This window comes from Mesorhizobium sp. P2_E9, assembly GCF_056403815.1.
Genome location: NZ_JBFUET010000001.1, coordinates 470,315 through 485,829, shown reverse-complemented (window position 1 = coordinate 485,829; position 15,515 = coordinate 470,315). Strand labels below are relative to the sequence as shown.

At 63.0% G+C, this 15,515-nt stretch carries 17 protein-coding genes; 6 read left to right on the top strand and 11 right to left on the bottom strand.

Features of this window, described 5'->3' with window-relative positions; genetic code table 11:
* Positions 1-3: 3 nt before the first annotated feature.
* Complete coding sequence (locus AC1D05_RS02510) at positions 4-525, top strand: N-acetyltransferase family protein (RefSeq protein ID WP_477437849.1); 522 nt, start codon at positions 4-6, stop codon at positions 523-525.
* Positions 522-1,550 carry a histone deacetylase family protein gene (locus AC1D05_RS02505; RefSeq protein ID WP_477437847.1) on the top strand — a complete coding sequence of 343 codons (1,029 nt, stop codon included), beginning with the start codon at positions 522-524 and terminating at the stop codon, positions 1,548-1,550. Before AC1D05_RS02510 ends, AC1D05_RS02505 begins: the two co-directional genes overlap by 4 nt.
* 15 nt (positions 1,551-1,565) lie before the next feature.
* Here AC1D05_RS02505 and AC1D05_RS02500 read toward each other — a convergent pair whose 3' ends face one another.
* From AC1D05_RS02500 to AC1D05_RS02490, 3 genes are all read right to left on the bottom strand, one after another.
* Complete coding sequence (locus tag AC1D05_RS02500) at positions 1,566-2,834, bottom strand: cysteine desulfurase-like protein (RefSeq protein ID WP_477437845.1); 1,269 nt, start codon at positions 2,832-2,834, stop codon at positions 1,566-1,568.
* A 45-nt stretch (positions 2,835-2,879) separates the two neighbouring features.
* A complete protein-coding gene (locus AC1D05_RS02495; protein WP_477437843.1) occupies positions 2,880-3,947 on the bottom strand; it encodes an aldo/keto reductase in 1,068 nt (355 codons plus the stop codon).
* A 122-nt stretch (positions 3,948-4,069) separates the two neighbouring features.
* On the bottom strand, positions 4,070-4,531 hold the full coding sequence (locus AC1D05_RS02490) for a hypothetical protein (RefSeq protein ID WP_477438146.1): 462 nt from the start codon (positions 4,529-4,531) through the stop codon (positions 4,070-4,072).
* 384 nt (positions 4,532-4,915) lie between these two features.
* Between AC1D05_RS02490 and AC1D05_RS02485 the strand changes: the two genes are divergently transcribed.
* Positions 4,916-5,080: a hypothetical protein gene (locus AC1D05_RS02485; protein WP_081850628.1), complete on the top strand. Its 165-nt coding sequence runs from the start codon at positions 4,916-4,918 to the stop codon at positions 5,078-5,080.
* 52 nt (positions 5,081-5,132) lie between these two features.
* Here AC1D05_RS02485 and AC1D05_RS02480 read toward each other — a convergent pair whose 3' ends face one another.
* Positions 5,133-5,639, bottom strand: coding sequence for a DUF1993 domain-containing protein (locus AC1D05_RS02480; protein WP_477437841.1), 507 nt, complete (start codon positions 5,637-5,639; stop codon positions 5,133-5,135).
* 142 nt (positions 5,640-5,781) lie between these two features.
* Between AC1D05_RS02480 and AC1D05_RS02475 the strand changes: the two genes are divergently transcribed.
* Complete coding sequence (locus tag AC1D05_RS02475) at positions 5,782-6,834, top strand: DUF1176 domain-containing protein (protein ID WP_477437839.1); 1,053 nt, start codon at positions 5,782-5,784, stop codon at positions 6,832-6,834.
* A gap of 34 nt (positions 6,835-6,868) precedes the next feature.
* Here AC1D05_RS02475 and AC1D05_RS02470 read toward each other — a convergent pair whose 3' ends face one another.
* The 7 genes from AC1D05_RS02470 to AC1D05_RS02440 are packed head-to-tail and all read right to left on the bottom strand — an operon-like array spanning position 6,869 to position 13,227.
* Positions 6,869-7,768 carry an alpha/beta hydrolase family protein gene (locus tag AC1D05_RS02470; RefSeq protein WP_477437837.1) on the bottom strand — a complete coding sequence of 300 codons (900 nt, stop codon included), beginning with the start codon at positions 7,766-7,768 and terminating at the stop codon, positions 6,869-6,871.
* Positions 7,769-7,800: 32 nt separating this feature from the next.
* Positions 7,801-9,411: an NTP transferase domain-containing protein gene (locus AC1D05_RS02465; protein ID WP_477437835.1), complete on the bottom strand. Its 1,611-nt coding sequence runs from the start codon at positions 9,409-9,411 to the stop codon at positions 7,801-7,803.
* Complete coding sequence (locus AC1D05_RS02460) at positions 9,408-10,112, bottom strand: XdhC family protein (RefSeq protein WP_477437833.1); 705 nt, start codon at positions 10,110-10,112, stop codon at positions 9,408-9,410. Before AC1D05_RS02460 ends, AC1D05_RS02465 begins: the two co-directional genes overlap by 4 nt.
* 6 nt (positions 10,113-10,118) lie before the next feature.
* Positions 10,119-10,457 carry an XdhC family protein gene (locus AC1D05_RS02455; RefSeq protein WP_027045528.1) on the bottom strand — a complete coding sequence of 113 codons (339 nt, stop codon included), beginning with the start codon at positions 10,455-10,457 and terminating at the stop codon, positions 10,119-10,121.
* A gap of 45 nt (positions 10,458-10,502) precedes the next feature.
* Positions 10,503-11,768 carry a vWA domain-containing protein gene (locus AC1D05_RS02450; RefSeq protein ID WP_477437831.1) on the bottom strand — a complete coding sequence of 422 codons (1,266 nt, stop codon included), beginning with the start codon at positions 11,766-11,768 and terminating at the stop codon, positions 10,503-10,505.
* Between the two features lie 5 nt (positions 11,769-11,773).
* Complete coding sequence (locus AC1D05_RS02445) at positions 11,774-12,703, bottom strand: AAA family ATPase (protein WP_477437829.1); 930 nt, start codon at positions 12,701-12,703, stop codon at positions 11,774-11,776.
* Positions 12,700-13,227, bottom strand: coding sequence for a flavin reductase (locus AC1D05_RS02440; RefSeq protein ID WP_475451074.1), 528 nt, complete (start codon positions 13,225-13,227; stop codon positions 12,700-12,702). Before AC1D05_RS02440 ends, AC1D05_RS02445 begins: the two co-directional genes overlap by 4 nt.
* Positions 13,228-13,406: 179 nt before the next feature.
* Here AC1D05_RS02440 and AC1D05_RS02435 point away from each other — a divergent pair, with 179 nt between their 5' ends.
* Together AC1D05_RS02435 and AC1D05_RS02430 are read left to right on the top strand one after the other, a co-directional pair.
* Complete coding sequence (locus AC1D05_RS02435) at positions 13,407-14,480, top strand: branched-chain amino acid ABC transporter substrate-binding protein (RefSeq protein ID WP_477437827.1); 1,074 nt, start codon at positions 13,407-13,409, stop codon at positions 14,478-14,480.
* Positions 14,480-15,502: a P1 family peptidase gene (locus tag AC1D05_RS02430; protein ID WP_477437825.1), complete on the top strand. Its 1,023-nt coding sequence runs from the start codon at positions 14,480-14,482 to the stop codon at positions 15,500-15,502. Before AC1D05_RS02435 ends, AC1D05_RS02430 begins: the two co-directional genes overlap by 1 nt.
* The last annotated feature ends 13 nt before the right edge of the window (positions 15,503-15,515 follow it).

Genomic DNA, 15,515 nt, shown 5'->3' with positions numbered 1-15,515 from the left:
TCCATGGCAGACAAGATCCAGACCGCGACCAGCAATACCGTGATCCGCCACGGCACCATTGACGACGTCGACATCATCCACGCCGCGCTTCTCAAACTCGGCACCCATATCGGCGCCCATCAGGAGATCACGTCCACATCAGATGATCTCCGCCGCTACGGCTTTGGCGAAAAGCCTGCCTTCTCCACCCTGATCGCCGAGATAGATGGCGAATTCGCCGGCCTGTGTCTGTATTTCCCGATCTTTTCGACCTGGATGGGGCGGCCCGGGGTCTATGTGCAGGACCTTTATGTCGAGGACCGGTTCCGTGGCCGCAAGATCGGCGAGCGGCTGTTGCGGCGCGTCGCGGCGGAGAGCCGGAAAGAAGGCGGCGTCTATCTCAGGCTGTCGGTCGACACTGACAATGAGGGTGCCAAGGCCTTCTATGAAAGGTTGGGTATCGCCTGGTCGAGTTACGAGCAGACGCAGAAGATTTTGGGCGAAGCCTTTTTCGCCTTCGCCGACGCGCCGGAGGAGCAGGAATGAAAGCCTTTTATGCGCAGGAGCAGAAGCGCCACGACCCCAAGGCCTTTCTATCCAGTGGCGCACCGCAGCCCAATCCGGAAAAACCCGAGCGTGTCGAGAGATTGTTAGCCGGAGCAAAATCCGCCGGCTGCACGATCGAGCGGCCACGCAATCACGGCCTCGGTCCGGTTTCGGCGGTGCATACGCCCGAATATCTCGACTTCCTCGAACATATTTACGCGCGCTGGCAACGCATCGATGGCGCGTCTGCCGAGGTCATCCCCAACATCCATCCGATCGCGCGCAACGGTTCCTATCCGGCCTCTGCCGTCGGCCAGGCCGGCTATCATATGGCCGATACCGCTTGCCCGATCTCGAGCGAAACCTGGCAGAGCGCGCTGTGGAGCGCCTGGAGCGCGGTCGATGCCGCTGAAACGGTGATGACTGGCGCGCCGGCCGCCTATGCGTTGTGCCGCCCGCCCGGCCACCATGCCTTTGCCGATGTCGCCGGCGGCTTCTGCTTCATCAACAATTCTGCCGTTGCGGCGCAGGTGCTGCGCAAGCAGGCGGCGCGGGTGGCCATCCTCGATGTCGACCTGCATCACGGCAATGGCACGCAAGGCATTTTTTATGCGCGGCCGGACGTGCTCACCGTCTCGCTGCATGCCGACCCGGTGCGCTTTTACCCGTTCTTCTGGGGCCATGCCGACGAGCGCGGCGAAGGGCCGGGCCTCGGCTATAATTTCAACCTGCCCTTGCCGCGCAAATCCGCCGACGCGGCGTTTCTGGAAGCACTCGAAGTGGCGTTCCAGCGTATCCGCGCCTTCGCGCCCGACGCGTTGGTCGTGGCGCTTGGCCTCGACGCCTTCGAAGGCGACCCGTTCGGCGGGCTTTCGGTGACGACGCCAGGTTTTTCCCGTATCGGCGAAGCCATTGCCAAGCTCCAGTTGCCCACGGTCATCGTCCAGGAAGGCGGCTATCTCTGCGACGAACTCGGCGACAACCTTACTGCCTTCCTCACCGGTTTTGGCGGCAAGGCGCGGTGAAGGCTCAGCCTGACTTCAGGAGCGCTGCTGCCTGAGCATCGCGATCACCCGGTGTACGCTCTCCAGCGTCTCGTCGATCTCGGCCGCCGTGTTGTAATGCGCGATACCGATACGCACGACGCCCTGGTCGGCCGGAATGCCGAGCTGGTGAACGATCTCCCAGGCGTAGTTGTGGCCCGACCAAAGGAAGATGTTCTCGGCGTTCATCTGCCGAACGATCGTCTCCGGCACGATGCCGTCGACGGTGAACGAGACCGTCGGCACGCGATCGCCGAGCCGTTTCGGGTCGGTGATGCCATGGATGGTCAGGCCTGAAATGTCGGACAGGCCGTCGATCAGCCTTTGCGCCAGCGGATTTTCGTAGGCAATCGAGACTTCGAATGCCCTGGCAATCTTCTGCCTGCGCGAACCACCCTCGCCCGCCGCCGCACCCAGTTCGGCAAAATAGTCGACCGCCGCCGTGAGGCCGGCCATCAATTCGATCTGCGGCGTGCCGAGCTCGAAGCGTTCCGACAGGCCGTCGGACGAGCACCGGCATTTGTACGGCTGTAGCGTCTCGATGACGTCACGCCGGCCCCACAATATCCCCATATGCGGACCGAAGAATTTGTAGGCCGAGCAGATCAGGAAATCGCAGCCGAGGTCTTGCACGTCGATCAGGCCATGCGGTGCGAACTGGACGGCGTCGACATAGACCAGCGCGCCGGCCTGTTTTGCGATGGCGGTCAGGGACTTAACCCGGTTGATCGAGCCGGTCAGGTTCGAGGCATAATTCAATGCGACCAGCCGTGTCTTGTCTGACAGCAGCCCGGCCAGCGTCGCCTCCTCGACCTGCCAGCTCTTTTCGTCGAACGGCAGCCAGCGCACCACGAGGCCAAGGTCCTCGGCCAGTTGCAGCCAGGGCGAGACATTGCCCTCATGGTCCATGCGGGTGAGGACAATCTCGTCGCCGGGTTTCAGCGTGCGGCCGAGCGTGCGCGACATATGATAGGTCAGCGTCGTCATGTTGGCGCCGATGATGATTTCCTCAGGGCTCGCCGCACCGAGAAAATCGGCCATCGCTTGATGCGCCTCGTCGACGACAGCTTGAGCGGCGATCGTCGTTTCGAAATAGCCGCCGAGATTGGCATTGGTGGTGAGCAGGCAGCGCGACACTGCATCGGCGACGACCTGCGGCACCTGCGTGCCGGCGGGGTTGTCGAGATAGATGCGACGGCGGCCCTTGTCGGTCAGGGAAAGCGCTGGAAATCTTCCACGCACGGCCTCGATCGGAAAGTCCACCATCGTCTCCACCCCTCTGTTATTCCTGATAATTCTATCCCGAGCCGCTCAAGGACAGGGATTGCCGACCCGCTGGTGGATCGCGTCCACCGCCTTCTGCATCTCTTCGGTCCAGACCACATCCACCGAGGACAACGCCATTTCGAGCTGCGGAATGGTCGTCGCACCGACGATGTTCGAGGTGACGAAGGGCCGGCTCGACACATAGGCATTGGCAAACAGGGCCGGCTCCAAGCCGAACGAACGCGCCAGTTCATTGTATTCGAGCAGCGCTTCCGCGGCATTCGGTGTTTCGTAACGCTGGCCGCGATTGAAGAGCTGTGAGCGCGAGCCCTGCGGGCGGGCGCCATGGTCGTACTTGCCGGTCAAGTAGCCCTGCGCCAATGGCGAATAAGGCAGCAACGACACGTCTTCGCGCTCGCAGACCTCGGCGAGGTTCACCTCGAAGGTGCGGTTGACCAAATTGTAGGCGTTCTGGATCGACGCAACGCGCGGGCCGACGCCTTTGTCCGCCTCGGCAAGGAACCGCATGACGCCCCACGAACTCTCGTTCGACAAGCCGAAATGGCGGATCTTTCCTGCCTTTACCAACTCATCGAACACGCCAAGCGTTTCGGCGATCGGCGTTTCGTTGGCCGGCGCACCGTCGGCATCGGCACGGCGCGCCACCGCCCCGACACGCGTCGGGTTGGCACCCCAGGGGATGTCCCGTTCCGGCCAGTGGATCTGATAGAGGTCGAGATAGTCGGTGCCGAGCTTGGCCAGCGATTTGTCGACGGCGTCAAAGATATCGGCGCGCACCAGTTGCGATGGCCTGTCGCCGCGAAACCAGTCGCTCGCCGTGCGGCCGACGACCTTGGAGGCAAGGATCACCTTGTCGCGGTTGCCCTTGGCCTTCATCCAGCTGCCGATGATCTTCTCGGTTCGTCCCTGTGTCTCCGCCTTGGGCGGGATCGGATAGAGTTCCGCGGTGTCGATGAAATTGACACCGCGCGAAAAAGCCAGGTCCATCTGCGCGTGGCCTTCGGCCTCGGTGTTCTGCTGGCCCCAGGTCATCGAACCAAGGCAGATCTGGGTGACAAGAAGATCGGTCCGACCGAGACGGCGTTTGTGCATGGAATTCTGCTCCGGAGGGAAAGCGTGCGTGGCCACGCGGGGAGGAAGTCGCATCTATAGGGAAAGCGGAGGCGCTCTCCAAGCCTCGGCAGACCGACTTTTGCGTGAGCCAGCGGGTTTAGCTAGCGGCGAGCACCGGCCAGCGCGCGGCGCTTGGCCTCGTCGATTAGCATGTTGGCGACCTGCATGCGGATCACGGCGCGCTGGCGCAGATGCGGGGCGACGCGATCGGGGTGGTTGGTGAAAGCAAAGCTGCGGCGCATGCGGCCGAAATCGGCGGCGCTCTTGGACTGGTTCAGTCCCAGTTCGGCCGCGATCGATTCCGGATCGATCGGCGGCAGTTTTTCCTCGAGCTTCGGATCCTCGGCAGCCAGGGCCAGCTTGGCGTGTTCGAGCAAGGCGGCGAACTCGCTCGCCAAATCAGCACCGGCCTCGCGATATTCGGCGGCCGATACCTTGATGCGGCCGGAGTGGAGTTCATCGGCGACCGAGAGATAATCGAACGGAATGGACGGACGCGCGCCGGCCTCGTCGCCCTCGATGCCGTCGCCCTTGTCGGAGGCGACGAAGAGGTCGTCGAGCAGCGAAGCGAAATCACGCTTGGCGCTGGTAGCGATGTCAGCCTCCCACTTGCCTGACTGTCAGGTTTCCAGACCATAGAACCGGCTTGTTAAAAATACATACCACCGATCTTAATGAATTTAGCCATTCGAAGGATCGCGTCCGGCCCTCAAACAAAAAGCCGGACTGCATTTTCATGCAGCCCGGAAATTCGCCAGGAGTGGCGAGGAAAAACTGGCCATGAGCCAGCGTTGAAGCCTACGGTTCGCGCGGCGCAGAAGTTTCAGGGGCCGCAAAAAAATTTATGAAAATCATCCGGACATAGCAGGCATGCAAATGCTGCACTGCACAATTGTCACGATTCACCTATATTGGCTGGCGTGGAGGACCAACCAGGAGCCTGAATCATGGGTTTCTTCACTGAAATGTTCGCCCGGCCCCGCCCGCAGGAACATCTGAGATACCGCGCAGCACTCGCGCTGCTTCACTCTATGAGCAGTGCCGACCGCGCCGACATCGGCATCAAGCCCGCCGATTTTGCGCGCATCGCCCGCGAAATGTCCATTCGCTAAGCAGGTTGCGAGATGTCCCGGACCGATCCGGGACATCTCAAAGTCTGATTTCTCAACGCGATCCCAGGAATGTCGCCTTGCCCAACGGCACGCCATTGTGGCGAAGGATGTCGTAAGCGGTGGTGAGGTGGAAGTAGAAATTGGGCATGGCCACATGCAGCAGATACTGCATGCCGCCCAACGTCGTTTCGCGGCCACCGAGCTTCAACTCGATCACCTTGTCGTCGGAACCGTCGATATCGGCTGGCGAAAAAGTCGCCAGAAGCGCGAGCGTCTTGGCGATCCGCGCCTCTAGATCGGCAAAGCTTGCCTCATTGTCCTCGTATTTCGGCACCTCTCGGCCGGCGAGCCTCGACGGCGCGCCCTTGGCATGGTCGGTGGCGATCTGCACCTGCCTGGCCAAAGCGAACATGTCGGGCGCAAGCCGCGCCGACAAAAACACCTGCGGGTCGATCTTGCGGTCAAGCGCATTCTGTTCGGCGGCCGCCAGCACACTGGAAAGTGCTTTCAGCCTGGCTGAAAACACGGGCACGGATGCCTCATACATCGATATCGTCACGTCAAATCTCCCTGTCCGGCCTGAACGCCGGCGCAGGGGACCTAGCGCCTGTGCGCACGATTTTTCAAGCGCCGTGGGCTCCGCGTCACCACGCCGCCGCAATCGCTGTGGTAGAATTTTCGTCATCGAGCGGAGATTCCCGATGAGACGCGTCCTCCTCGCAGCGACTGCCCTTTTCTCCCTTGCCATATCTGGCCAAACGGCGCTGGCCGCCGACGATGCACCCGAAGCGCCCTATGTCGACGATCGCTCGAGCGCCGAAGCGGTCATCCGTTCGCTCTACAGTGCCATCAACCGGCACGAATTCGCCCGCGCCTGGGGGTATTATGGCGATGCAAAGCCGGCTAAGGATTTCGACAGCTTCGTCAAGGGCTATGACGGTACCGACAAGGTCGAAGTCACGACCGGTGCTATTTCAGACGATGGTGCCGCCGGCAGCATATTCTACAACGTCCCTGTCGCCATCCGTGCCACCGACAGGAGCGGCGGCGAGAAGGTTTTCGCCGGCTGCTACACGCTGCGCCAGGTGAACGCGCAGGCCCAGGCCGCGCCGCCCTTCGATCCTATTCACATCGAAAAAGGCGCGCTGAAACCCTCCACCGCCGACTTCGAGGAAGCGCTGCCGCCAAGCTGCGGCGACGGTCCGCCGCCACCGAAGAAGGATACGGCGCTTGAGCAGGCCAAGAAGGCATTCCTGGCGACCTATGGCAACCAGTGCGACAAGGACCTTGTGGCCAATGAGCCGGAAGTCTTTTCGATCAAATACAAGGACAAGAATGCGCAGCCCGGTGATCCGGACAAGGAAACGCGGCTGTTTCATTTTTCCTGTGCGGCCGCCGCCTACAATGAGAACTCGATCTACTATATGACGGATGAGGTCGATGGCGTGCGGCAATTGCAGTTCGCCGAACCGGAGACCGATATCCGCTACGAAAACAACGACAGTGACGGCAAGCTGTTGAGCGTGACGCTGATCGGCTTCCACACCACGGGATGGGCCACCAACTCCGACTATGACCCGGACGCCCATACGATCACCACTTTCAACAAATGGCGCGGCATCGGCGATGCCTCCGACTCCGGCACATATTTGTTCCGTAACGGTGATTTTTCGCTGGTTCAGTATGACGTCGACGCGTCCTATGATGGCGAAGAAAATCCGCAGACGATTGTCGACTACAACACCGCCCCCTGAAGCGCGATGCGCTTCAAGCTTTTGTCCTTTTGTATCAAGGCGCCTTCGACAGCATCCAGTTCAGCGTTCCTCGCCAGTCGACCATGCGGATCGGCGTGCCATGCGTGCCGGTCTCGAAGCGGACGAAGCGGGTCGGATAGGGATATGCCTTCGATTTGGCGATGATGGATCGGAAGAAGGCTTCCTGGTTCGCCACGGGAAAAACCACGTCATGGCTGCCCTGGCCGAAGAAGACCGGGACATGGCGCCTGAAGGCAGGACTTGCAAGAAAACTGTCGTCCCATAGCGATCCGAGCAGCAGCAGCCCGTTTATGCGCCGGCCGCTATCGTTGCGCGCGGCAAGCTTCCAACACAGGGAACCGCCCATCGAGCCGCAAGCGACGAAGATCTTCGCGCCCGGCGATTGTTCGGCGTAGTGATCGATCAAGGCTGCGACTTGTGCGGCGCCCTTGTCACCGAAATCGGGGAAATCCGGCGAGAGATAAAGCCCGCCATTGCCGGCCATCAAATTCTTGAGGCGGTTGAAATTGCCGCCGAAAGTGAAGTCGTCGACGCCCTGCTTGCGGCTGCCACCCTGCCCGTGCAGGTAGAGCACGATGATACCGGCACCTTCCGTCTTGCCGACGGCGACGTGCCTGACATCGCCAGCATCGGTCTTCAGCATCAGATCCTGCTGAACCTTGCGCACACTGGTGTCAGTATACTGCGCATGCACGCGCTTTTCCGGCACTTCATCACGCTGGTTGATGTCGCGCATTTCGCGGTAGTCGATGACCGTATAGGCGCCGTTGCTGTCGGACGAGAGCGTGGCCGGGTAGGCGAAGAGATCGTCCTTGAAGGGTTTCAGTTCGAGCGCATCGGCTTGGGCGGCAACGCCAAGAACAAATGTTGCGATCAGAACGCCGTGGAGAGGAGAAAGGAAACGAAAAGCCATCCCTCAGCCATGCTTAATTCAGTTCGGGTTTGTCAATCCTGCAGCACGCCGCCGGCGCCTTCGAGCGCCTCGCGGGTGTCGACATCGACAGACGCGCCCTCGCCGATCTCGACATCGATGACGTCGAGCCCTTCGGCCTCGACCAGGTGGCGCGCGCCGGTATCGCCTTCGAGATGAGCGATGGCCGGGAACAGCGACCGCGGCAGGAGCACCGGGTTGCCGCGTTTGCCCTCATGCGAAGCGCGGACCACGGAATTGCCTCCAGCCTTGCGGAAGGCATCGATCAGCCGGTCGAGATCGTCTGACACAACGCCAGGCATGTCTCCCAGAACAATCATCACGCCGGCGGTGTCCTCCGGCAGATAGGCAATACCGGCCTTCAGCGACGTGGACAGGCCATCGGCGAAATCCGGATTGTCAGCGAGGGTGACGTCGAGGCCTAACAAAGCTGCGCGCACCCGCTCGCGCTGATGACCGGTGACGATGATCGTGCCCGACGCCTTCGAGGCGACCGCACGCTCGGCGGTGCGGCGCACCAGCGGCTTGCCGTCGAACAGCGCCAAGAGCTTGTTCGGTCCGCCCATGCGGCTCGACCGGCCGGCCGCCAGAAGCACGGTGGCGACCTTGAGCCGGCTTTTGGCCGGCAGCGGTTCGCGCGGCTGCGGCCGTGTCGGGATTTCCATCAGCAACCCGCCGACACCCATGCCGGCGATGTCCTTCGCGGTGACGTCAAGGCCAGCGATCAACCGGTCAAGCACCCAGTCGAAGCCGTTTTCCTTGGGGCTGCGGGCGCAGCCGGGCGCACCGATGACGCGCTTGCCATCCAGCGTCCCCAGTACCAGCAAATTGCCGGGATCGACCGGCATGCCGGCGCGGATGACAGTCCCGCCCGCCATTTCGATCGCCGCCGGAACGACATCGGCGAAATCGCTCATCGCCGATGCGCCGAAGATCACCACCATGTCATTGTCGCGCGCCAGCGAGGCAGCGGCCTCCGCCACGGGCGCGATCTCATGCGGCGTGCGGCGCTCCGCCGTCAACCTGCCGCCCGAACGCGCCAGCCTTGCTTCGGTGACGCGCAGCGTCTTGTCGAGCACGCTGGGCTTGATGCCCGGCAGGACCGTCTGGATGACACCGACGCGCACCGGCTGATAGGCGTTGACGGCAAAGATCTCGCCGCCGGCACAGATTTTCGCGACCGCATCGACAAGCGCAGAGCTGACCGCGAACGGGATGATCTTCACCGTCGCCACCATCTGACCCTTTTCGACCGGCGCATGCTGCGCCAGCGTGGCAAGGGTGATGGCGGGATCGACGGCGTTGATCGCGTCGATCATCGCCGCGCTGACCGTGAAGATGCCTGATGCCTTGGCGTGGAGATTGACCCGGCCGGTGGCGGCGGACCTGGCCTCGATACCGCTGAAAGTCATGCTTTCGGCAATTCTTTGCGCCGCGGCGTCCTCGCCGAGATCGTCCGCGGAAAGCACGGCCGCAACAACCTGCGAGACGCCAGCCCGCTTGAGTATGGAGACGTCTTCGGCGCTCAGCCTGTGCGCCTTGCGAAAGCGCATTTCGCCAGCGGTGGTGGCATGCGCCAGCACCGCGCCTTCGGCCGTCTCAATCGGGATCGGACCGAATTTCACGCCACCGCGCCCTTGGCGTCGAGGCCGCGCGAGCGGAAGGCGTAGATGGTCTGCGCCAGCACCGCGACAGCGATCTCGGCCGGGCTGGCGGCACCGATGTCGAGCCCGATCGGCGCATGGATGCGGGCGATCTGGTCGGCGCTCGCGCCCAGCGCCAGCAAGCGCTCGACGCGCTTGGCGTGCGTCTTGCGGCTGCCAAGCGCGCCGACATAGAAGCAGTTGGCGTCAAGCGCTGCCTTCAGCGCGAAATCATCGATCTTCGGGTCATGGGTGACGGCGGCAAGCGCGGTGTAGCTGTCGAGCGGCTGGCGCGTCAGAACATCTTCCGGCCACTCGGCATGCAAGGCGACATCGGGAAAGCGGTCGGGCGTAGCAAAAGCGGTGCGCGGATCGATGATCTCCAGGGGATAGCCGGCAATCCTGGCCATCGGCGCCAGCGCCTGGCTGATATGGACGGCGCCGATCACCACGAGGCGCGGCTGCGGCAGATGCGCGTTGAGAAAGAAGGTCCGCCCTTCCGCCTCGACGGAACCGGAATTGCCTGATCGAAACGCCTTGGCGATCGCGGCTCCGAGATCGCCGGCGACCCGGTCGCCCTCACGCACGATGCGATCGCGGCCATCACCGAGATCGGTGACGAGGATCGCCGCGCGGCGGGCACGTCGTTCGGCATTCAAAGTTTTTAAGGCGTATGGATCCATCTGAGATCAGCCCAACCGCTCGACATACACCTTGATGCGGCCACCGCAGGAGAGGCCGACCTGCCAGGCGGTTTCGTCGGCGACGCCGAATTCGAGCATTTTGGCTTTCCCTGAGTCGATCACGTCGATCGCCTCGCTCACCACCGCACCCTCGACACAGCCGCCCGAGACCGAGCCATGGAAATTGCCTTCGGCGTCGATGACCAGATGGCTGCCGACCGGCCTCGGCGCCGAACCCCAGGTCTCGACCACGGTGGCAATGGCGACATCCTTGCCGTCCTTCATCCAGCCTTCCGCGATGATCAGCGGGTCGCGGGCCTCATCGAGATAGATGCTGTCGTCCATGATCGCTTCTCTCAGAGTCTGTTTTTCCGATGGATAAACATATGGCTATGCAGCGTGCCTCGCGCCAGCTTCCATCCATCGCCGCGGATCGACCGACTGCGCCGATTTCTTGTCGAGTGAGGCGCAGAGGTCGGCGAGCGCGTCGAGATTGTGGACCGAGCGGAATTCATCGACATGCGGCAGCATCGCCTTGACGCCGCGGGCACGCGCCTGAAAACCGTCGAAGCGAAGCAAGGGATTCAACCAAATTAGCCGCCGGCAGGATTTGTGCAGCCGCTCCATTTCCTCGGACAGGCCGGCGACATCGTCGCGCTCCAGCCCGTCGGTGATCAGAAGCACGACAGCACCCTGCCCCAGTACGCGCCGCGACCATACCAGGTTGAACTCGGCCAGCGTGTCACCGATGCGCGTGCCGCCCGACCAGTCCTTGACCGCCGCCGAACAGTCGGCAAGTGCCGCATCGGGATCGCGGTGGCGCATCTGCCGGGTCAGGTTGGTCAGCCGCGTGCCGAAGACGAAAGTGTGCACGCGGCGGCGCTTTTCCGTCAGCGCATGCAGGAAATGCAGGAAGATGCGCGTGTACTGGCTCATCGAACCGGAAATGTCGGCCAGCACCACCAGCGGCGGATGGACTTCGCGGGGCGAGCGGAATTTCGGCAGGATCAGTTCGCCGCCGGTGCGCGCGGCCGAGCGCATCATGGCGCGCGGGTCGATACGCCGACCATGCGCGTCGGCCTTGAAGCGCCTGGTCCGCACCATGTCGAAAGGCAATCGCAGCTCGGCGATGGCCTTCTTGGCATCGGCCATCTCGGCGGCGTTCATCTGGGCAAAATCCTTAGCCCGCAACACCTCGTTGCCGGAAAAGGTAAAGCGGGCATCAACCTCGATCTCAGGGATTTCCCGCGGCGGCTGGTTCTTCTGATGGCCCTCGAACATCGCCTGGCTGACGCGATTTTCGGCCGCGCGCGGCTTCTGCTTCTCCCTGGCGTCAGGCGCCACCGGCGAGAACATCGCCAGCATCTTTTCGATCAGTTCGCGCGATTTCCAGAACAGCCGGAAGGCTTCGTCGAAGGTCGGGTGATCCTCATGCCTGGACACCAGCACCGCGTGCAGCGTCCAGTAGAAATCGTCGCGTGAGCCGATTCCGGCAGCCAGCACCGCCTCGATGGCATCCTTGACCGAGGCCGGGCCGACCCGCATGCCTGCCTTGCGCAAGGTGCGGGCGAAATAGACGATGTTGTCGGCAATGCGCCCGTCCGGCGTCGCCTCTCTGGGGTCGGCCTCTTTGGGGTAAGCACCCGGCGCGTTCATTGCCGCTACTGCGCCGCCGCGAGTTCGGCCTTGACCTCGTCGAGGATGCGCCGGCCCTCGCCCGAACCGATGCGGGCAATATCGTCCTGGTATTTCAACAGCACGCCGATCGTGTCGGACACGGTTTCGGGATCGAGCGCCACCTTGTCGAGCTCCGTCAGCGCGCCGGCCCAGTCTATGGTTTCGGCAACGCCCGGCACCTTGAACAGCTCGATCTGGCGCAGCTTCTGGATGAAGGAAACCACCTCAGCCGACAGCCGCTGGTTGGCCTGAGGCACCTTGCGGCGCACGATCTCCAATTCGCGCTCGGCATTGGGATAATCGACCCAGTGGTAAAGGCAGCGCCGCTTCAGCGCATCGTGGATCTCGCGGGTACGGTTGGTGGTGATGATGACGATCGGCGGCTCTTCGGCCTTGATGGTGCCGAGTTCGGGTACCGTCACCTGGTAGTCGGACAGGATTTCGAGCAGGAACGCTTCGAAGGCTTCATCCGTGCGGTCGAGCTCGTCGATCAGGAAGACCGGGGCAGCGCCCGTCTTGCCGGTCAACGCGTCGAGCACCGGACGGCGGATCAGATATTTCTCGGAGAAGACGTTACGCTCCATGGCGGAGCGGTCGACCTTGCCGGCCGCCTCCTCCATGCGGATTTCGATCATCTGCGCGGCGTAGTTCCATTCATAGACGGCCGAGGAGACGTCGAGCCCCTCATAGCACTGCAGGCGGATCAGCCGGCGGCCAAGCGCCTGCGCCAACACCTTGGCGATCTCTGTCTTGCCGACACCGGCTTCGCCCTCGAGGAACAAGGGCCGGTTCATGCGCAGCGACAGGAAAAGCACGGTCGCCAGCGACCGGTCCGCCACATAGTCCGCGCCGGTCAGAAGATCGAGCGTCTCGTCGATCGTCCGCGGCACGGGGCGCGGTTTCAGTTCGGTCATTCTTTCTCCGTGAACGCCGCCGCTCCGCTGTCCAGGACGTGGTAGCCTCGGGCGTGGTAGATCAGCGGCCGCAAATTATCGCCCATGCGCAGGCCTGTCACCTTGCCAAAAAGCACACGATGGGTGGCCAGGTCCTTGGTGTCGATCAATTCGCAGTCGAACACGGCGAGTGCGCCCTTCAGCGTCGGCGCACCGGTGGAAATCACATCCCACTCACCGAGCGCGAAACGCTCTTCAAGCGGCAGGCCGGTGATGCCGGAAAAGCCGATCGACAGCGGCTCCTGATGCGAGGCCAGCGTGTTCAGGGCAAACCGGCCGTTTTGCACGAACAGCTCATTCTTGGCATTTTCACGGTTGAGACAGACCAGGATGGTCGGCGGCGTGTCCGATACCGAACAGGCCGCAATCACGGTCGTGCCGCGCTTGCCGGCGGGCCCGTCGGTTGTAACCACATGGACGTGGCCGGCAAAATGGCTCATCGCGTCGCGATAGGCCTGCGGCCCAATATCGTTCTTCTTCAGCACCGGGAATATTCCATGGCCAGTATCGTCCTGACATATATGGCCAGACATGACACGCCACAAGCGAAGCGCTTGGCCCATATCCCCAAATTCGCGTGTTGCACCAAGGCCGGGCAGCCTTTAGGTCTTGGCGGCAAATAGTGCCAAAGCGTAAAGCCGGCACGGAGGACTCCATCGCTCGAATGCGACCTGGGACAAGAACAATTGCGGCGCTGGCCTGGCTGTTCGTGGCCAACAGCGCGATCGCGCAGACGCTGCTGGTCGGCGTCGCCGCGCCCTTGTCCGGACCATCGGCAATTCTCGGCAAGCAGGTCGCGGCCGGCACCAGTCTGGCGGCGCAAGCGAATGGCATCGAACTCAAGACCGTGGATGACGCGTGCACCGCCGACGGTGGTGCTTCTGCGGCCAGGGACTTCGCCGCGGCGAAGGTCAGTGTCGTCGTCGGCTTCCTCTGCACCGACGCCATCGAGGCGGCGATGCCGATCCTCAAGGACGCCAACATCCCGGTCATCACCGTCGGCGTGCGCACCGAAAGCCTGACCGACCGCCGCGCCAAGACCGGCTGGCCGGTCTATCGCCTCGGGCCGCGCGGCGACGACGAGCGCAACGCCGTTGCCTCCACCCTCACCCGCCTGTGGCAGAACGAGCTGTTCGCCATCATCGACGACGGCACCATCTATGGCCGCGAGATGGCCGAAACATTTCGCGCGGCGGCCGAGCAAGCGGCGCTGAAACCGGTCTTCGTCGACACGTTCCGGCCGCAGCTTGACAACCAGATCGGGATGATCGGCCGGCTGAAGAAAGCCGGCGCCACGCATGTCTTTGCCGGCGGCGACGGCGACGACATTGCCATTATGGGCCGCGATGCCGCGCAGCTCCAGGCCGGCATCACCTTTGCCGGCGGCGAAAATCTGCGCACGCCGCCCGGCGACGTGCCTTATGCAGGGGGCACACTGATGATCGCCCCGCCAGAATGGGCCGATGTCACTGATCCCAAAGTGCTGGAAAGCTTCTCTGCGCAAAAGATCGTGCCGGACGGTTATGCACTGCCTGCCTATGCGGCGATCGAGATTGCCAAGGCGGCGTCTGCGCTGTCCGAGAGCTCGGGCAAGCCGCTGACCGACGCCCTGACCGGTCAAGATTTCACGACGGCGATCGGAGCGGTCCGCTTCGACGCCAAGGGCGACCTCAGTCGGAGCCCCTACCGCGTCTTCCGTTTCGACGGCACGCGCTTCGTGCCTTTGGAAAGCAACTGATGTTCCGCACTGGTCCGCGCAATCTGATCACCGACGTTGCCGGCCTGCGGGTCGGCAATGCTTCCGATGCCAGGCTGAAGTCCGGCGTGACATCAGTGCTGTGCGACGAACCGGCGGTGGCCGGCGTCCAGATCCTTGGCGGCGCGCCGGGAACGCGCGAGACGGACCTGCTCGAACCGCACAATTCGGTCGAGGCGATCCATGCGGTGGTGCTGTCGGGCGGTTCGGCTTTCGGCCTTGATGCTGCGTCCGGCGTGCAGGCGGCGCTGCGCGAGCGCGGCATCGGCTTCGAAGTGGGCGGCTTTCGCGTGCCGATCGTGCCAGCGGCGATCCTGTTCGACCTGCGCAATGGCGGCGACAAGGATTGGGGTCGCTATCCACCCTACCGCGACCTCGGCTATGAGGCAGCACAATCCGCCGCCACCGATTTCCAGCTTGGCACGACGGGCGCCGGCACCGGTGCGCTGACCGCGGGATTGAAGGGCGGCCTGGGCTCCGCCTCGACGCTTTTGGACAATGGCATCACTATTGGCGCGCTGGCCGCCGTCAATCCGACCGGCTCGGTGACTATCAGCCGCACCCGCCATTTCTGGGCAGCCCCCTTCGAAATCGGCGATGAATTCGGCGGGCTCGGCTATCCCTCGCCGATGCCGGACGATGCCAGGAACATTTTGCTGAAATACCGCGACAAGCATGCAGGCAGGCAGATGGAGACCGGAGGCAACACCACCATTGCCGTCATTGCCACGGACGCGGTCCTCACCAAGGCCGCCGCAAAACGCCTGGCAATGTCGGCGCATGACGGCTTCGTGCGCGCCATCTGGCCGACGCACACGCCGGCCGACGGCGATCTGGTGTTTGCGCTGGCGACAGGAAAGAGCGGCATCCGGCTCGAAGCTGATGCGGCAATCGACCTCTATGCCGCGGCCGGCGCCACGATGGCGCGCGCCATCAGCCGCGGCGTGTTTGCGGCGACGCCAGCCGACAACGATCTGTTTCCGGTCTGGTCGTCGCGCCGCTAGAGCGGGTCGCCCT